At 73.5% G+C, this 15,714-nt stretch carries 15 protein-coding genes; 5 read left to right on the top strand and 10 right to left on the bottom strand.

Going from position 1 to position 15,714, the window contains the following annotated elements; genetic code table 11:
* Positions 1–71 precede the first annotated feature (71 nt).
* Positions 72–1,925 carry a SpoIIE family protein phosphatase gene (locus G9H71_RS05225; RefSeq protein ID WP_166279216.1) on the top strand — a complete coding sequence of 618 codons (1,854 nt, stop codon included), beginning with the start codon at positions 72–74 and terminating at the stop codon, positions 1,923–1,925.
* 8 nt (positions 1,926–1,933) lie between these two features.
* On the opposite strand, the gene dapE is transcribed toward G9H71_RS05225, so the two are convergent.
* Positions 1,934–2,977: a succinyl-diaminopimelate desuccinylase gene (gene dapE / locus G9H71_RS05220; RefSeq protein ID WP_166280470.1), complete on the bottom strand. Its 1,044-nt coding sequence runs from the start codon at positions 2,975–2,977 to the stop codon at positions 1,934–1,936.
* A 53-nt stretch (positions 2,978–3,030) separates the two neighbouring features.
* Between dapE and dapD the strand changes: the two genes are divergently transcribed.
* Positions 3,031–4,011 carry a 2,3,4,5-tetrahydropyridine-2,6-dicarboxylate N-succinyltransferase gene (gene dapD, locus G9H71_RS05215; RefSeq protein WP_407939671.1) on the top strand — a complete coding sequence of 327 codons (981 nt, stop codon included), beginning with the start codon at positions 3,031–3,033 and terminating at the stop codon, positions 4,009–4,011.
* A 117-nt stretch (positions 4,012–4,128) separates the two neighbouring features.
* Here the strand turns inward: dapD and G9H71_RS05210 are convergent, their stop codons facing one another.
* Complete coding sequence (locus G9H71_RS05210) at positions 4,129–4,707, bottom strand: YceI family protein (RefSeq protein ID WP_166279213.1); 579 nt, start codon at positions 4,705–4,707, stop codon at positions 4,129–4,131.
* Positions 4,708–4,903: 196 nt separating this feature from the next.
* On the opposite strand from G9H71_RS05210, the gene G9H71_RS05205 reads away from it, so the two are divergent.
* On the top strand, positions 4,904–6,040 hold the full coding sequence (locus G9H71_RS05205; protein WP_231134263.1) for a hypothetical protein: 1,137 nt from the start codon (positions 4,904–4,906) through the stop codon (positions 6,038–6,040).
* A gap of 58 nt (positions 6,041–6,098) precedes the next feature.
* Complete coding sequence (locus G9H71_RS05200; protein WP_166279210.1) at positions 6,099–6,941, top strand: hypothetical protein; 843 nt, start codon at positions 6,099–6,101, stop codon at positions 6,939–6,941.
* A 13-nt stretch (positions 6,942–6,954) separates the two neighbouring features.
* Here the strand turns inward: G9H71_RS05200 and G9H71_RS05195 are convergent, their stop codons facing one another.
* The 3 genes from G9H71_RS05195 to G9H71_RS05185 form a co-directional block, all read right to left on the bottom strand.
* Positions 6,955–8,271 (bottom strand): hypothetical protein, encoded by a 1,317-nt coding sequence (locus G9H71_RS05195; RefSeq protein WP_166279207.1) that lies wholly within the window; start codon positions 8,269–8,271, stop codon positions 6,955–6,957.
* Positions 8,272–8,503: 232 nt separating this feature from the next.
* Positions 8,504–9,886: an HNH endonuclease signature motif containing protein gene (locus G9H71_RS05190; RefSeq protein WP_166279204.1), complete on the bottom strand. Its 1,383-nt coding sequence runs from the start codon at positions 9,884–9,886 to the stop codon at positions 8,504–8,506.
* A gap of 572 nt (positions 9,887–10,458) precedes the next feature.
* Positions 10,459–11,337 (bottom strand): LysR family transcriptional regulator, encoded by an 879-nt coding sequence (locus G9H71_RS05185; RefSeq protein ID WP_166279201.1) that lies wholly within the window; start codon positions 11,335–11,337, stop codon positions 10,459–10,461.
* A gap of 91 nt (positions 11,338–11,428) precedes the next feature.
* Here G9H71_RS05185 and G9H71_RS05180 point away from each other — a divergent pair, with 91 nt between their 5' ends.
* Entirely contained in the window at positions 11,429–12,154 is a 726-nt protein-coding gene (locus G9H71_RS05180) for an SDR family NAD(P)-dependent oxidoreductase (protein ID WP_166279198.1), read from the top strand.
* A 69-nt stretch (positions 12,155–12,223) separates the two neighbouring features.
* Here G9H71_RS05180 and G9H71_RS05175 read toward each other — a convergent pair whose 3' ends face one another.
* From G9H71_RS05175 to fdxA, 5 genes are all read right to left on the bottom strand, one after another.
* Entirely contained in the window at positions 12,224–12,595 is a 372-nt protein-coding gene (locus G9H71_RS05175) for a nuclear transport factor 2 family protein (RefSeq protein ID WP_166279195.1), read from the bottom strand.
* Positions 12,596–12,659: 64 nt separating this feature from the next.
* Positions 12,660–13,568 (bottom strand): SDR family oxidoreductase, encoded by a 909-nt coding sequence (locus G9H71_RS05170; RefSeq protein ID WP_166279192.1) that lies wholly within the window; start codon positions 13,566–13,568, stop codon positions 12,660–12,662.
* Between the two features lie 47 nt (positions 13,569–13,615).
* Positions 13,616–14,173 (bottom strand): NUDIX domain-containing protein, encoded by a 558-nt coding sequence (locus G9H71_RS05165; RefSeq protein ID WP_166279189.1) that lies wholly within the window; start codon positions 14,171–14,173, stop codon positions 13,616–13,618.
* A gap of 46 nt (positions 14,174–14,219) precedes the next feature.
* The gene (dapC, locus tag G9H71_RS05160; RefSeq protein ID WP_166279186.1) at positions 14,220–15,353 is read right to left on the bottom strand and encodes a succinyldiaminopimelate transaminase; all 1,134 of its coding nucleotides are present in this window, start codon (positions 15,351–15,353) and stop codon (positions 14,220–14,222) included.
* Entirely contained in the window at positions 15,354–15,674 is a 321-nt protein-coding gene (gene fdxA, locus G9H71_RS05155; protein ID WP_166279183.1) for a ferredoxin, read from the bottom strand.
* Positions 15,675–15,714: the final 40 nt, after the last annotated feature.

Here is a 15,714-nt window from a genome sequence, read left to right as displayed (position 1 = left end):
GGAACGATGTTGGACCGCATGCGCGCGGGGTAAGCACCCCAGTCGTGCGGCAACCGGACGAGAGGCGGAGCGTGAGGCAGGAGCCCAGCGCGCTGCCGACGCCCGACTTCGCGAAGGTGTTCGACGAGGCGCCGGCGCCCTTCCTGCTGCTCACGCCCGACTTCGTGATCGTCCACGCGAACCGGGCCCGGCTGGAGGCCACCGCCACCACGCTCGAGGGGACGGTCGGCCGCAACCTCTTCGACGTCTTCCCGATGAACCCGGACGACCCCGCCGCCGACGGGCTGCGCAACCTCAGCGCATCCCTCGCCCGCGCGCGGGACACCAAGCAGCCGGTGACGATGCCGATCCAGAAGTACGACATCCCGATGCCGGACGGGAGCTACGAGGAGCGCTACTGGAGCCCGCGCAACGTCCCGATCCTCGACGAGGACGGCAACGTCGCGCTGCTGCTGCACCGGTCGGACGACATCACCGACTACGTGCGCGTGCGTGACGAGGCCGCCCGGGGCCAGCAGTGGCGGGAGCGGGTGGAGCAGGTCGAGTCCGACCTCTTCGCCCGCACCAGGGAGCTCGAGGGGTCCAACGCCGCGCTGCGGGCCGCCAACGAGCGGGAGCGGCAGACCGCGCTGCGACTGGCCGGGCTGGCGCTCACCGCCTCCGCGCTGGCCGGGGCGGAGACGCTGGAGGACGTCCTGGCCCGGCTCTTCGAGCACGGCCGGCCGACGGTGGGGGCGGACACGGCGGTCGTCGCCCTGCGCCGTGGGAAGGCCCTCGACCTGACCGTGACGGACAGCTCGGGCGACCGGGCGTACTCCCGCGGCGAGCCGTTGCCGCTCGACACCCACATGCCCATCGGCACCGCCGCCCGTGGCGAGGCCGTGATCGTCCACGACCGGGCCGAGCTGCGTGAGCGCTACGGCGACGACGCCGTGCACATGTCGCCTGCACCCGAGCTCGAGGCGTGGGCGGTGCTGCCGCTGCGCGCCGGCGACCAGCTGCTCGGCTCGCTGGCGCTCGGGTGGCGGCAGCCGCAGGCCTTCGACCAGGACGACGTCCGGCTGCTGCACGCCTTCGCCGCGCAGTGCGCGCAGGCCGTCGACCGCGTCACGCGGCTGCAGGCCGAGCGGCAGCAGGCGAAGGCGACCCGCAGCCTGGCGGAGACGCTGCAGCGCTCGCTGCTCACCGACCCGCCGCAGCCGGACCACCTCGAGATCGCCGTCCGCTACCTGCCGGCCGCGCAGGAGGCGCAGGTCGGTGGCGACTGGTACGACGCGTTCCTCTCCCCCGACGGCACGACCACCCTCGCCATCGGTGACGTCACGGGGCACGACCGGACGGCGGCCGCCGCCATGGGGCAGCTGCGCAACCTGCTGCGCGGCATCGCCTTCGCCGGGAGCTACACCCCCGCCGGGCTGCTGACGACGCTGGACGGCGCCGTCCGCCAGCTCGGGCTCGACGCGCTCGCCACCGCGGTGGTCGCCCGGGTCGAGCAGACGCTCGAGGAGCGCAGGGCCGGGCTGCGTACGCTGCGCTGGTCCAACGCCGGGCACCCGCCGCCGCTGCTCGCGGAGGCGACGGGCGAGGTCAGCGTGCTCGAGCGCCCGGCCGACCTGCTGCTCGGGCTCGCCCCTGACGTGCCACGGGCGGACTACTCGGTCACGCTCGCGCCCGGGTCGACCGTGGTCCTCTACACCGACGGGCTCGTCGAGCGGCGCGGCGAGGCGCTCGACGTGGGGCTGGAGCGGCTGGCCGAGGCCGTACGCCGGCTGCACTCCCTGCCGCTGGAGCTGCTCTGCGAGGCGCTGCTCGCGGAGCTGGCTCCCGGGGCCGACGACGACATCGCCCTCGTCGCCCTGCGGGCGCACCCGGAGGACCGGCCGCGCCCGGTCCGCAGGTCAGGCCCGGAGGCCCGGGCGCGCTGACCCCGCACTCAGGAGGTCAGCCAGGCGCGCAGCCGCTCCTCACAGGCGAGGAGCTGCGCGACCGGGACCCGTTCGTCGTCGCGGTGCGCGAGCGAGGGGTCCCCGGGCCCGTAGTTCACCGCCGGGACGCCGAGCGCGGAGAAGCGGGCGACGTCGGTCCAGCCGTACTTCGGCTTCGGCTCCGCACCGACCGCGGCGACGAAGGCCGCCGCGGCGGGCACGTTCAACCCCGGGCGCGCTCCGGCGGCGGCGTCCACGACCCGGACGTCGTAGCCCTCGAAGAGATGGCGCACGTGCTGCTCGGCCTCCTCGACGGACAACGTCGGGGCGAAGCGGTAGTTGACCGTCACCACGCACTCGTCCGGGATCACGTTGCCGGCGACTCCGCCGCGTACGAGGACGGCGTTGAGCCCTTCGCGATAGACGAGCCCGTCCACCTCCACCTCGCGCGGCTCGTAGGCCCGCAGCCGGTCGAGCAGGATCCCGGCTTCGTGAATCGCATTGCGCCCCATCCACGCCCGGGCGCTGTGCGCTGCCACTCCGCGCGTCGTGACCTCGGCGCGCAGCGTGCCGTTGCAGCCCCCCTCGACCTGCGCGTCGCTGGGCTCCATGAGGATCGCGAAGTCCGCCGCGAGCCACTCGGGGTGCGTGCGCGCGATGCGGCCGAGCCCGTTGCGCGCGGCCTCGACCTCCTCGTGGTCGTAGAACACGTAGGTGACGTCGCGCGTCGGGGCCGGGACGGTGGCGGCGAGCCGCAGCGCCACCGCGACGCCGCCCTTCATGTCGACGGCGCCGCGCCCGTGGAGCACGCCGCCCTCGAGCCGGGTCGGCAGGCTGCCGGCGGCGAGCGGCACGGTGTCGAGGTGGCCGGCGACGACCGCCCGTTCGGGGCGCCCCAGCATGGTCCGGGCAACCACCGCGTCGCCGTCGCGGTCGACGGCCAGCCCGGGGACCTTGCGCAGCGCCTCCTCGACGGCGTCGGCCAGCGGCGCCTCGGAGCCGCTCACCGAAGGGACGTCGCACACCGCGGCGGTGAGCGCGACGACGTCCATGGTCAGATCGAGGCTGGGAAGGTCGGGGGACGGCACGGCGATACCGTAACCGCGTGACCGAGGCACCTGGCCCCGTGGCCATCGATGCGAACGAGACGACCCGTACGGCGTGGGGCTGGGGCCTCGCGACGTCCACGTACGAAGGGGTCACGCTCGACACGTGGTACCCCGCGCCCGCGCTGGGCGAGCCGACCGACGAGCACGACGGAGGGCACACGGCCGACCAGCTGCGCCGGCTCGTGGGCGACGACGCCGGCCGCGGCGTGCGCCTGGACACCGTGCGCCGCGTCATCGACCTCGACGCCGCTCCCGCGGACGCCTCCGACGCGTACCTCCGGCTGCACCTGCTCTCGCACCGTCTCGTCCGTCCCAACGACGTCAACCTGGACGGGATCTTCGGGATCCTCGCCAACGTCGTGTGGACCGAGGCCGGGCCGTGCGCCCCTGAAGGGTTCGAGGAGACGCGGCTGCGGCTGCTCGCCGAGGGGCGCAAGGCCCACGTGCGCGGCGTGGACAAGTTCCCCCAGATGACGGACTACGTGCTGCCGGCCGGCGTACGCATCGCGGACGCGTCGCGGGTCCGCCTCGGCGCCCATCTGGCCGCGGGCACGACGGTCATGCACGAGGGGTTCGTGAACTTCAACGCCGGGACGCTCGGCGCCTCGATGGTCGAGGGCCGCATCAGCCAGGGCGTGGTGGTCGGTGACGGCTCCGACGTCGGTGGCGGCGCGTCGATCATGGGCACGCTCTCCGGCGGCGGGACGGAGAAGGTGACGATCGGCGAGCGGTGCCTGCTCGGCGCGAACTCCGGCCTCGGGATCTCGCTCGGCGACGAGTCGGTCGTCGAGGCAGGGCTCTACATCACGGCCGGCACCAAGGTGACGCTCCCGGACGGGTCGGTGGTCAAGGCGCGTGAGCTCTCCGGCCGCACCGGCGTGCTCTTCCGCCGCAACAGCGTCACGGGCACGGTCGAGGCGGTCGCCCGCACCGGCAGCTGGGGCGGGCTCAACGAGGCGCTGCACGCCAACGACTGACGGCGTCCCGGATACTCGCAGACACACGCAGAAAGCGCCCCGTGCCCACCGCAGAGGTGGTGGGCACCGGGGCGCTCCTGCTGTCCAGGACGCTGCGTCAACAGCGCGGCAAGTGCGTCAGGCGGCGTTCTTGATCGCCGAGATGTCGAACTCGAGGACGATCTTGTCGCTGACGAGCACGCCACCGGTCTCGAGCGCGGCGTTGTAGGTCAGGCCCCAGTCCGAGCGCTTGATCGTGGTCTTGCCCTCGAAGCCGGCGCGCAGGTTGCCGAACGGGTCCTTCGCGGTGCCCGTGAACTCGAAGTCGACCGAGACCGGGCGGGTGACGCCCTTGATCGTCAGGTCGCCGTTGAGCCGGAAGTTCTCGTCGTCCAACTTCTCAGTGGAGGTGCTGACGAAGGTGATCTCCGGGTAGGTCTCGGCCTCGAAGAAGTCGCCCGTGCGAAGGTGCTCGTCACGCTGGGCCTGGTTGGTGTCGACGCTCGCGACCTTGATCGACAGCTTCGCGCTGGACTTGGCCGGGTCCGCGGCGTCGAGGTGGGCCGAGCCCTCGAACTCGCCGAAGTGGCCACGGACCTTCGTGACCATCGCGTGGCGGGCGACGAAGCCGACGCGGCTGTGCGTGACGTCGATCGTGTAGTCGCCGGTCAGGTCCTCGATGGCCGAGGTGGGGGCGTCGAAGTCGGTGCTGGTCATGGCCTGCTCCTTCGGGAAGCGGTGGAGGGTTCCGTTCTCCGGAGCGGGGCACGGCCTACGTCGCGCTCGTTGCTCCGGCAACTACGTCGTACGGTACACCGAACGAGGTTGAGCTTTCAACCATTCCCGGTCCAGATTACGCCGTCCGCGTGGCAGCGCGGGAACGCCCGTCGCATCGGGCACAGTTGGTCCCGACGTGCCACCGACGACCCGCGGACCGCAACGGACGCCCCGTCCTGCGCCTGCCGCGCGGAGCGGGGCGGGCCGCGCGCCCGCCAAACGCACCGCATCGACCGGTACGCGCCGGCCGGCCGCTCCCCCGGCCCGCCCGCGCCGCCCTCCGGCCCGTCGGCCACCGCGCCGCGACACCCGCTGGGGCTGGGCCGCCGTCCTGCTCGGCATCGGGCTCGGCATCACGCTGCTCGCGCGCAACGTGCTCGACCTGCTCCCCGACGAGCTGCCCCTCGTCCCCGGCGACAAGCCGTGCCAGGTGCAGCGCGGTGGCGACACCGTCCTGTCGCTCGACGTGGACCAGGCCGCCAACGCGTCGACGATCGCCGGGGTCGGGCTGCGACAGGGGATGAACCGCCGGGCCGTCACGGTCGCCCTCGCGACCGCGATGCAGGAGTCCGGCCTGCGCAACCTCGACCACGGGGACCGGGACTCGCTCGGGCTCTTCCAGCAGCGCCCGTCCCAGGGATGGGGCACGGCGAAGCAGGTGCGGGACCCGGTGCACGCCGCCGGCAGGTTCTACGCCGGGCTGCGCAAGGTCGGCGGCTGGCAGGCCATGCCGCTCACCCAGGCGGCGCAGGCCGTGCAGCGCAGCGGCTACCCCGACGCCTACGCCAAGCACGAGGACGAGGCGGCCGCCCTCGCGCTCGCCCTCACCGGCGCCTCCGAGGGGGCGCTCACGTGCGAGGTCGGGTCGGCCGACGTACGCCCGCAGCCGATGGGGCGTGGTGGCCTCACCGCGCGGGCGGCGGCTGTGCGGGCACAGGTCGAGCGTGTGTTCGGCAAGCAGTCGCTCGGCGGCTTCGCCCCGGGCGGTGTCTCGTCCGGGCACATGGAGGGCTCGGCGCACTACGAGGGGCGGGCGGTCGACGTGTTCTTCCGCCCCGCGTCGGCGGCCAACCAGCGCGACGGGTGGGCCTTGTCGTACTGGCTCGTGGCCCACGCCGACCGGCTCTCGATCGCCACGGTGATCTACGACGACCAGATCTGGACCGCCCGCCGCTCCGACGAGGGGTGGCGGCCCTACCGCTCGTCGAACCCGTCGAACGACATCCTCCAGCACCGCGACCACGTCCACGTCGACGTCGTGCGGGGTGCGTGACCGGCTGTCCGGGCCGACTGGCGGAACGTAGCCACCCCGCCGGATGTTGTACGGGCCGATGACCCGCACCGCCTCGCGCTCGCGCCGCGTCCGTCTCGCCGCGCTCGGCGTCGCCGCCGTCGCCCTCCTCACCGCGTGCAACGACGCGCCGGCCGCACCAGCGGCTGCCCCGTCGGCGGCACCGACCGCTGTGGCGTCGGCCCGCCCCTACACCCCGCCGCCGCCGTGCACCCTCACGCTGTCCCGGCAACGGACCGTCATGCTCGAGTCGGAGCAGGCGCAGCAGCTCACCGACGCGCTGGCGCACGCGACGCGCGACGGGCTGGGCGCCCGGGCCACGGAGCGGGCGGTCGAGGCCGCCCTGCCCGAGCTGGCCGGTGACGGGCCCGCCGTCGTCCGCGCGCTCACCCGCGCTGCCGGGCTCACCTGCACGGCGCAGCGCGACTACGGCGTACGCGACGAGCAGCTGACCGCCAACGGCCTCACCCCGCGGGGCGTACGACTGCAGCGCGCGATCCGCGCGGCGTTCGGCGCGCTGCCGATGGGCGGCTTCGCGGCCGGCGGTGTGTCGAGCGGCCACGTGGACAACAGCGCGCACTACGAGGGGCGTGCGATCGACGTCTTCCTCACCCCGCGCAGCGCCGAGCAGACCCGCCGTGGATGGGTGCTCGCCCACTGGCTCGTCGCGCACGCCGAGCCGCTGAGCCTGCTGTCGGTGATCTGGTCGGACCACATCTGGACCGTCTGGGCCGGGTCGATGGGCTGGCGCGACTACGTCCACCCGAGCGGCAACACGACCAACCCGGTCCTGCGCCACCTCGACCACGTCCACACGGCGGTCGTCGGGGCGCCACGGCAGCGGCCGGTGGCGCCGGCTCCGGTGCCGTCGCCGGCCGGCTGACCCCGTCCCGTCCTCACCGCGCGGGCATCTCGACCTGCTCGCGTCCGCGCGCCTCGCGCGCCAGCCGGCGGCCCAATACGTCGCCGTCACGCCACTCCCGCGGCACGACGACGACCCGCTCGCCGTCGTCCCCGACCAACGTCCACCCCTCCGTCGTGCGCACGACGGCCGCGCACTCGTCCCACCGCACGGTGCGCTCGCCCCGCTCGGCCTCGACCGTGACGCCTGCCTCGCCCAGCCGGAGGCGCTGACCCCCATGGCGGGACCAGCTCTGCCCGTCCACGGGCTGCGCCCGCCACTCCGGCAGCGCCTCCAGCGCCGGCGGCGGCGGGCCGGGCAGCACCCACACCGCGTCGTGCGCGACCGCGTGCCCGGCCGCGGCCGCGACGTCTTCCGGCAGCACGGCGGCGCGAGCCGCCTCCAGCTCTGACGCGCTCAGCACGGGAAGGCCGAGCAGGCTGCATCCCAGCGCGCGGCGTGCCTCGAGCTGCAGCGCCTCCACCTCGTCGAGCGGGTCGTGAGCCCGCCGCCACCGGCGCAGCTCCTCGGCGTCGGCCGCGCCAGCGGCCACGCGCTGCACCGCCCCGGCGAGGCGTGCCGCGCTGCCCTCGCCCGCGACCGCCGACACGACGAGCACGGGCGGCGAGGCGAGCCCGGTCATGACGACCGCCGAGCCGATCCAGTCCTCGTCCGCCGCGTCGAGCTGGGTGTCGATGGCGTACGCGGCGGCCTCCGCGGTGCGGACGTCGGCGAAGCCGAGGCACACCATGCTCCAGCCGTCCGGCCCGCGTCTCCAGGCCGGCAGCGGCCCCAGCTGCCGCGCCGGCGGAAGCGCCGCTCCGCCGCCACCCGCCTGCGTCAGTCCAGCGACGGAGCGCAGCCTCTCCACGCCTAGCTCGGGAAGCCCGTAGCGCCCGGGGCCGAGCACGCCGAAGCGCGCCTGCAGGCCTGTCCGCGGGGTGTCCCTGCCCTCGTCGTACTCGTTCCGCAGCTCCGCCCGGAGCCGCTCGAGCCGCAGCCGCCCCGGCTTGCGCAGCGCGCGCTCGAGCTGACGAAGGGCGCCCGGCATCCGTCCCGGCCACGCCGTGAGGAGCAGGCCGTTGGCCCAGGGCCGGTCGAGGCAGGCCAGCTCGGTCGCCTCCCAACCCGCCCGCTCCATTGCCGTGTGCATGCGCAGGTGCCCGAGGCCGATGTCTGCGAGGGGCTCGACGACGGCGCCTGCGCGCATCCCGACTGCGGCGACGCTGTGGGAGGAGCCGCGCGCCCCACGGACCAGCCACCCCTCGACCCCTTCGATGTCGAGCGGCACGGGCGCGGGAAGGTGCAGCACCCGGAGAGGGTGCCGCAAGTGCGGTGCGGCCCGAGGCGCGCTGTCGCCGATCGACCCGAACGAGCCCCTTGCGGCGCCGTTCAGGTCGCCGGCACGAGTGACGTGGCAACGTCCATGACCGCGTCGGCCTCGCGGGCGAGGGCGGAACCGCATCCCGCGTTGTGCACGTCACGGGAGTCCTCGTTCCGGTCCTGGTCCCGGAACTGGTCTCGTTCTCGGCGCTGGTCTCGTCCTAGCTCTCGGCCCTGGCCCTGGCCCTGGCCCTGGCCCTGGCCCAACCAAGACAGGGGTAGTCGGCTTCCGGGGTTGCGGTCGGTGGCGTGCTGGCCGCGCAGCCATTGATCGACCGTCGGGTGGCGGAAGCGGAACAGGCCGGGGCGGTGCGGGTCGTGCTCGACCCGCCAGTGGTCGTGGTGGACGATGCGGTGGTGCCGACGGCACACAGGATCAGATTGTCGAGGTCGGTCGGGCCGGAATGTGACCAGAAGACGACGTGGTGGGCGTCGGTGAACGGCGGTGGCCGGTCGCAGCCGGGGAAGACGCACCCGCCGTCACGCACGTTGAGCGCTTTGCGTTGGGCGACGCTGACCGTGCGTGCCGATTCCCCGAGGGCCAAGGGCTGGCCGAGGCCGAGGAACCGCCCTTCCGCGTCCAGGTACTGCCTCAAGTCCTGTGGGTCGAGCGCTGCTCCGTCCGAGCCGGCGATCACCGTGGTCACGGCGGCGTCACAGCACACCCGCCGCAGCTCATCGCGTCCGAACGACGCGCCCCACAACGCGGTCAACGCGCTCCCGGCCTGCGTGCGCGTCTCGGCGCGCAGGGTGTCGAGCGGGACGACGAGGGTGACGTGCGGCTTCTGCCCGCCGGACTCGGGCAGGGTGCCGGAGTCGGCGACCCGCTTCAGCGCGTCGAGCAGGGCGTCCATCATCCGCTGCCCGCCGGTCCGGTCGTCCGGGGTCCCGTCCGGCAGACGGGTGGGCTTGGCCAGCGGCAGCAGCACCGACCGCACCAGCTCGGCGTCCTCGTCGGCCATGATGCCGTCGAGGAACGTCAGCCCGTCCATCCCCGTCACGAGCGAGAGCCGGCGCTTGGACCAGCGCTCCACCTCGCGCTGGGCGGCGCCGTCGGGGTCGAGCGCCTCGTCCAGGCGCCGGAGCGCGACGGCCAGCTCGGCGGGCGGGGCGGCCTTGGCCAGCGGAAGCAGGGTGGGCTCGGCGGCGCGCAGGGGCTCGACTCCGTGCTTGCGCAGCGCCTTGCCAATCAGGTCCACGTGCCGCCAGGAGATCTCACCGGCGGCGAACGCCTCCGCCGTCTGCGGCAGGTCGCGCACTGTGCGGGCGGCGCGGACCGCGGCCGCGGCGTCGCCGGGCGAGAGGTTCGCCGTGCCACGCAGCCACGCCGCGGTCGAGGTCGCCCCCGCCGCGCGGGCGGCGCCGGACCCGTCGAACACGGCCAGAACGCGCGCCCGGGTCGCGGCCACCCGCTGCTCCTGCACGACCAAGGCGGCGGCGAACTCCCCCGCGTGCTCGGCCGACAGGTCGGCGAGGTCGAGGGCGGACAACGCGTCGAGCGCCGCGGACAATGCCGCGAGCGCGTCGACCGTGCTGTTTCCCACGCCCACAACCTAGCCGCCACCACTGACAGAACTACCCCGGAAACCGGGGTATTGAAGAAGCTCGCTTCTCACTCATAAGTTGTGAAGTCTAGTTCAGGCGTCACGCGACGCAGGCCTGACGAGCGATCGCCGCTACGCCCTGGCTCTAGCGCATCGACATCCCTCCCACGCTTCACACCATCGCACTTGTGGACAGTGGAAGCCGGAATCGCGTCTGTGGACAAGCCGGCGACAGGACCAGGGACATCGTACGCAGCGCGGCTGCGGCCGAACAACACGTGGCCACGTTCAGTGCGGTACGACGCCTGGGCCAAGACGCCTTGGAATCACTCAGCCAACAATCACGGTCGCCATGAAAGACAGATCGACCGCTAGGCCATCGAGAATTGAAGCCTCTACTCCACGTCGCCGGAACAACAGGCCCCCGAAGCATGCAGCGATTCCACCGCCACACGCGCTCAGCCGTCAGCAACAGCGGCAGCGAGCACACCGCCCACGCCAGTAACCTCCGGCCCAGGCCTTCCCGGCGCCAAGCGCACGCCCCACCCACTGCGCCGCCAGAGACCCCCACCTCACCCCACCGCCCGCACCCCCTCCCGCCCCGCGACCTCCACCGCTGCGGCGACGAGCCCGTCCAACCGCCCATCCCGCCCCGTCCCCCGCCACGCCAGCAGCGTCGTGACGAGCGGCGCGTCGACGACGGGCACGGCGACGTGGTCCGGCCACTGCCACGCCCGGCTCGACTCCGGGATGACCAGCAGCGCCCGCCCGAGCGACACCAGCTGCGCGATCTCGGCCTGCGTACGCACCTCCGGCCCCGGCCCGGGCGGATAGCTCCCGTCGTGCCGCGGCCACCGGGCGAGCGGGAGGTCGGGCACCTCGGCCACGTCGGCGAGGGTCAGCCGCGGTCGCTGCGCGAGCGGGTGCGCCTTCGGCACGATCGCGACCTGCCCCTCGGTCAGCATCTCCTGCGTCTCGAACCCGCCGATCACGTCGTACGGGCTGTGCATCACCGCGGCGTCCGCACGCCCCTGCCGGAGCACGTGCCGCTGCTCGCCGACCTCGCAGAGCAGCACCTCGACCGGAAGCGCGTCGGCCCGGGCGGCGTACGTGTCCAGCAGGTCGCGGAGCAGCTCGTGCGAGGCGCCGGCCTTGCTGACGAGGACCAGCCGCTCGTCCGGGGCCGCAGCACGCCGCGACCGCTCGACCGCCGCCGTGACCGCGTCGAAGACGTTGCGCGCCTCCTCGAGCAGCACCTCGCCGGCCCCGGTCAACCGCACGTTCCGCCGGTCGCGTACGAACAGCTCGACGCCGAGGCGCTGCTCGAGCTGCTGGACGGCGCGCGACAGCGGCGGTTGGCTCATGTGCAGGCGCTCGGCCGCCCGCCCGAAGTGGAGCTCCTCGGCCACTGCGGCGAAGTAGCGGAGCTCGCGGATCTCGATGTCCTCCACCCCTCGACGCTACTGAGGGATACCCGGGCGGCATCACAGAAGACCGCATCGGTCTTGGACGCCGGGCCGAAGCGTCCGGAGCATGAGGATCATGACGAGCACGAAGACCGCGCTGGTGACCGGCGCGAACAAGGGCATCGGCTTTCAGATCGCAGCAGGGCTTGCCGAGCGCGGCTACCGCGTGGCCGTTGGCGCGCGCGACGACGAGCGGCGCGAGGCCGCGCTCGCGCAGCTGCGGCGCACCGGGGCGGACGTCGTGGGCGTACGCATCGACGTCAACTCGAACGAGAGCGTGGCGCGGGCGATCGACGAGCTGGACGCAGAGCTCGGCCACCTCGACGCGGTCGTCAACAACGCCGGCATCTCGGGGCCGACGGGCGACGGCGCGCTGCAGGACCCGCTCACGCTCGACCTCGACGTCGTCCGGGCCGACGTGGAGACCAACGTCCTCGGCGCAGTACGCGTCATCAACGCCGCGCTGCCGTTGCTGCGCCGCTCCCCCTCGCCCCGGATCGTGAACGTCTCGACGAACATGGCCTCGCTCGCCCTGCGGACCGGACCGGTCATGGCGGCCTACGCGCCCTCGAAGACGATGCTGAACGCGATGACCGTGCAATACGCACGACGGTTCGCCGAGACCGACCCCGGCATCCTCATCAACGCCGTCTGCCCCGGCTTCGTCGCCACCGACTTCACCGGGTTCAGCGGCTCCCGCACCCCCGTCGAGGGCGCAGCGGTGGCCATCACGTACGCCACGCTCCCCGCCGGCAGCCCGACCGGCGGGTTCTTCGACGACGCCGGCCAGATTCCGTGGTGAGCGGACAAGCCAGAGACAACCTGCATCCAGTGCTGTCCCCACGACACCGGATGCAGGTTGTTCAGCCGCCTACCGGACGTCGTCCTCGTGCAGCGCGATCACCCACGCCCGCCGCTCGCAGATGAGGCCGCCGCGCAGCACGAACACCTCGGCCATCGACATGCGCTGCCACGACCCGTCCTGCAGCGGCGCGCGCCCGACGATCTCGGCCATGACGGTGTCGCCCTCCTCGACCATGCGGACGACCTCCAGCTCGGGCGACCCGACGAACCCGGGCCCCTCGATGGCCTCGTCGTACGCCGCCTTGCCCTGCAGCCGGAAGTGGCCGTATACCGTCCAGACGATGTCGTCCGTCAGGCACTCCAGGATCTGCGCGTGGTCGGTGCGGCGGAAGCCGTCGAGGTAGCGCTCGACGGTCTGCTTGTTGCGGCTGGCCGGCATCGTGCTCCTTCACAGGGGCGGGCGGATGCCGGCTAGCCTGGACGGCCGCGGGGGTGCGGCGCTACTACTTCAGCGGCTGCCCGCCGGTGACGCCCAGGACCTCGGCGGTGACGTAGCTCGACTCCTGCGAGGCGAAGAAGACGTACGCGGGCGCGAGCTCGGCCGGCTGGCCGGCCCGCCCCATCGGCGTCTGCTCACCGAACGACTCGACCTTCTCCTCCGGCATCGTGGCCGGGATGAGCGGGGTCCAGATCGGGCCGGGGGCGACGGCGTTCACCCGGATCCCCTTCTCCGCCAGCATCTGGCCGAGCCCCTTGGTGAAGTTCACGATGCCGGCCTTGGTGGTGGCGTAGTCCAGCAGCGGCGGGGACGGCTGAGACGCCTGGATCGAGGCGGTGTTGATGATGGCCGAACCTGGCTTCAGGTGAGGAACGGCCTTCTTCGACAGCCAGAACATCGCGTAGAGGTTCGTCTTCATGACGCGGTCGAACTGCTCGGTGGTGATGTCCTCGATGCCGCCGGGCTGCGCCATCTGGTACGCGGCGTTGTTCACCAGGATGTCGATGCCGCCGAGCTGCTCGACGGCCGTGTCGATCACCCGCTGGCACTGCGCCTCCTCGCGCAGGTCGCCCGGGCACGTCACGGCCTTGCGCCCGGCGCTCTCGACGAGGCGCACGGTCTCCTGCGCGTCCTCCTCCTCGGTCTCGAGGTACGCGATCAGCACGTCGGCGCCCTCGCGGGCGAAGGCGAGGGCCACCGCCCGTCCGATCCCGGAGTCGCCGCCGGTGATGACCGCCTTCTTGCCCTCGAGCTTGCCGGTGCCGCGGTAGGTCTCCTCGCCGTGGTCCGGCTTCTCCTCCATCGCTCGGGTCGTCGAGCCGCTGCCGCCCGGCGACTCGATCTGCTCGCCGCCCGACTGCGGCTGCTGGTACTGCTGCGTGGGGTCCTGCGGGGCGTGCTGGTCCTGGCTCACAGAAGGGCTCTCCTCGTCGTCTCTGCATCCCTCGAGCGCACCCCTGCCTACCCACGCAGAGCGGGATAACCCCGGGCAATCGCGACTCGGGCCGCGAGCAGGCCGGCGATGGTGATCCCGCACCGGATCCGCCCGTCGAGGATGCCGGCCACGGCGTCGTCCACCGGCCACCACCGCATCGCCATGTCCTTCTCGGTGGGCTCGCGCTCCGGCGCGCGGACCTGCCGGACGTCCCTGCCCAGAAAGACCGACGACCGCTCGTCGCTCACCCCCGGCGTCGGATAGAGCACCAGCAACGGCTCCAGCGAGCCGGCCACGCACCCGGTCTCCTCGGCCAGCTCGCGGGCCGCCGCGTCCCCGGGGTCCTCGTCCGGCCGGTCCCGGAAGCCCATCGGCAGCCCCCACACGTCCTCGCCGACGGCGTGCCGGAACTGGCGCACGAGCAGCACCGCGCCCGACGTGTCGAACGGCACGACGGCGACCCCGCCCGGGTGCTCGACCACGTCGTACGTCGCGTCGTCACCGCCGATACGTACGACGTCCTGCCGCACAGCGATCTTCTCGCCCTCGTGGGCGGTGCGGGAGCTCAGCGTCTCGTCGGCCACGTCGGCGTCCTGCCCGCGACGGGCCGGGCGGAACGCCGAGAGCGGCTCAGACCGCGAGCGCCTCCGCGCCGCGGCGTACGGCCTCGTCGGTCGCGGTGAGGGCGACCCGCACGTGCCGGGCCCCGGCGGCGCCGTAGAACTCCCCGGGGGTCACGAGCACGCCGCGCTCGGCGCACGAGCGGACCGTCTCCCAGCAGTCCTCGTCGCGGGTGGCCCAGAGGTAGAGCCCGGCCTCCGAGGAGTCGACCCGGAAGCCGGCGGCGTTCAACGCGCCGAGGAGCAGCGCACGGCGCGCCCGGTAGCGCTCCTTCTGCTCGGTGACGTGCGCGTCGTCGCGCAGCGCCGCGGCGGCCGCGGCCTGCACCGGCGACGGCAGCATCATCCCGGCGTGCTTGCGGACCTCGAGCAGCCGCGAGACCAGCGCCGGGTCGCCGCTGACGAAGCCCGCGCGGTAGCCGGCGAAGTTGCTCCGCTTGCTCAGCGAGTGGACCGCGAGCAGCCCTTCGTGCGAGCCGCCGCAGACGTCCGGGTGCAGGACGGAGACCGGTTCCGGCCCCTCCCACCCGAGCTCGATGTAGCACTCGTCCGACGCGACGACCGCGCCGCGCTCGCGCGCCCACTCGACCACCTTGCGCAGGTGCTCGACCGGGAGCACCCGGCCCGTGGGGTTGGCCGGCGAGTTGAGCCACACCAGGCCGACCCGGGCCGGCCCGACCGCGGTCAGCGCGTCGGTCGCGAACGGCTCCGCCCCGGCGAGCAGGGCGCCCACGGCGTACGTCGGGTACGCCGCCTCAGGGAGCACCACGGTGTCGCCGGCGCCCAGCCCGAGCAGGGTGGGCAGCCAGGCGACCAGCTCCTTGCTCCCGATCGTCGGCAGCACCGCCGACGGGTCGACCCCGGTCACGCCGAGGCAGCGCTCCATCCAGCCGACTGCCGCGTCGCGCAGCGCAGAGGTGCCGTGGGTCGTCGGGTAGCCCGGGGAGTCGGCCGCGGCGGCCAGCGCCTCGCGGATCACCGACGGCACCGGGTCGACCGGGGTGCCGACCGAGAGGTCGACGATGCCCGCGTCCCCCGCCGCCTGCTCGGCCAGCCGGCGGTACGGCGCCAGCCTGTCCCAGGGGAAGTCCGGCAGCGCGCGCCGTGCCGCTGCCGGCCCCGGGGCGGACGGGGCGGCGGCCAACTACTCGGCCTGCGGCGGAAGGGCGACGACGAGCGGGTGGTCCTTCTCGATGAGCCCCATCTTCGAGGCGCCGCCGGGCGAGCCGAGGTCGGAGAAGAACTCGACGTTCGCCTTGTAGAAGTCCTTCCACTGGTCCGGCACGTCGTCCTCGTAGAAGATCGCCTCGACGGGGCAGACCGGCTCGCACGCACCGCAGTCGACGCACTCGTCGGGGTGGATGTAGAGCATCCGCTCGCCCTCGTAGATGCAGTCGACAGGGCACTCCTCGATGCAGGCCTTGTCCTTCACGTCCACACACGGCTGGGCGATGACGTACGTCACGGGTAGCTCTCCTCCTCGACGCCCGGCGCGCGGCGGGGTG

Origin of the sequence: Motilibacter deserti, assembly GCF_011250635.1 — a bacterium.
GTDB lineage: Bacteria > Actinomycetota > Actinomycetes > Motilibacterales > Motilibacteraceae > Motilibacter_A > Motilibacter_A deserti.
Note: the sequence above shows the minus strand (reverse complement) of the source record. Positions and strands in the feature narration are given on the sequence as shown.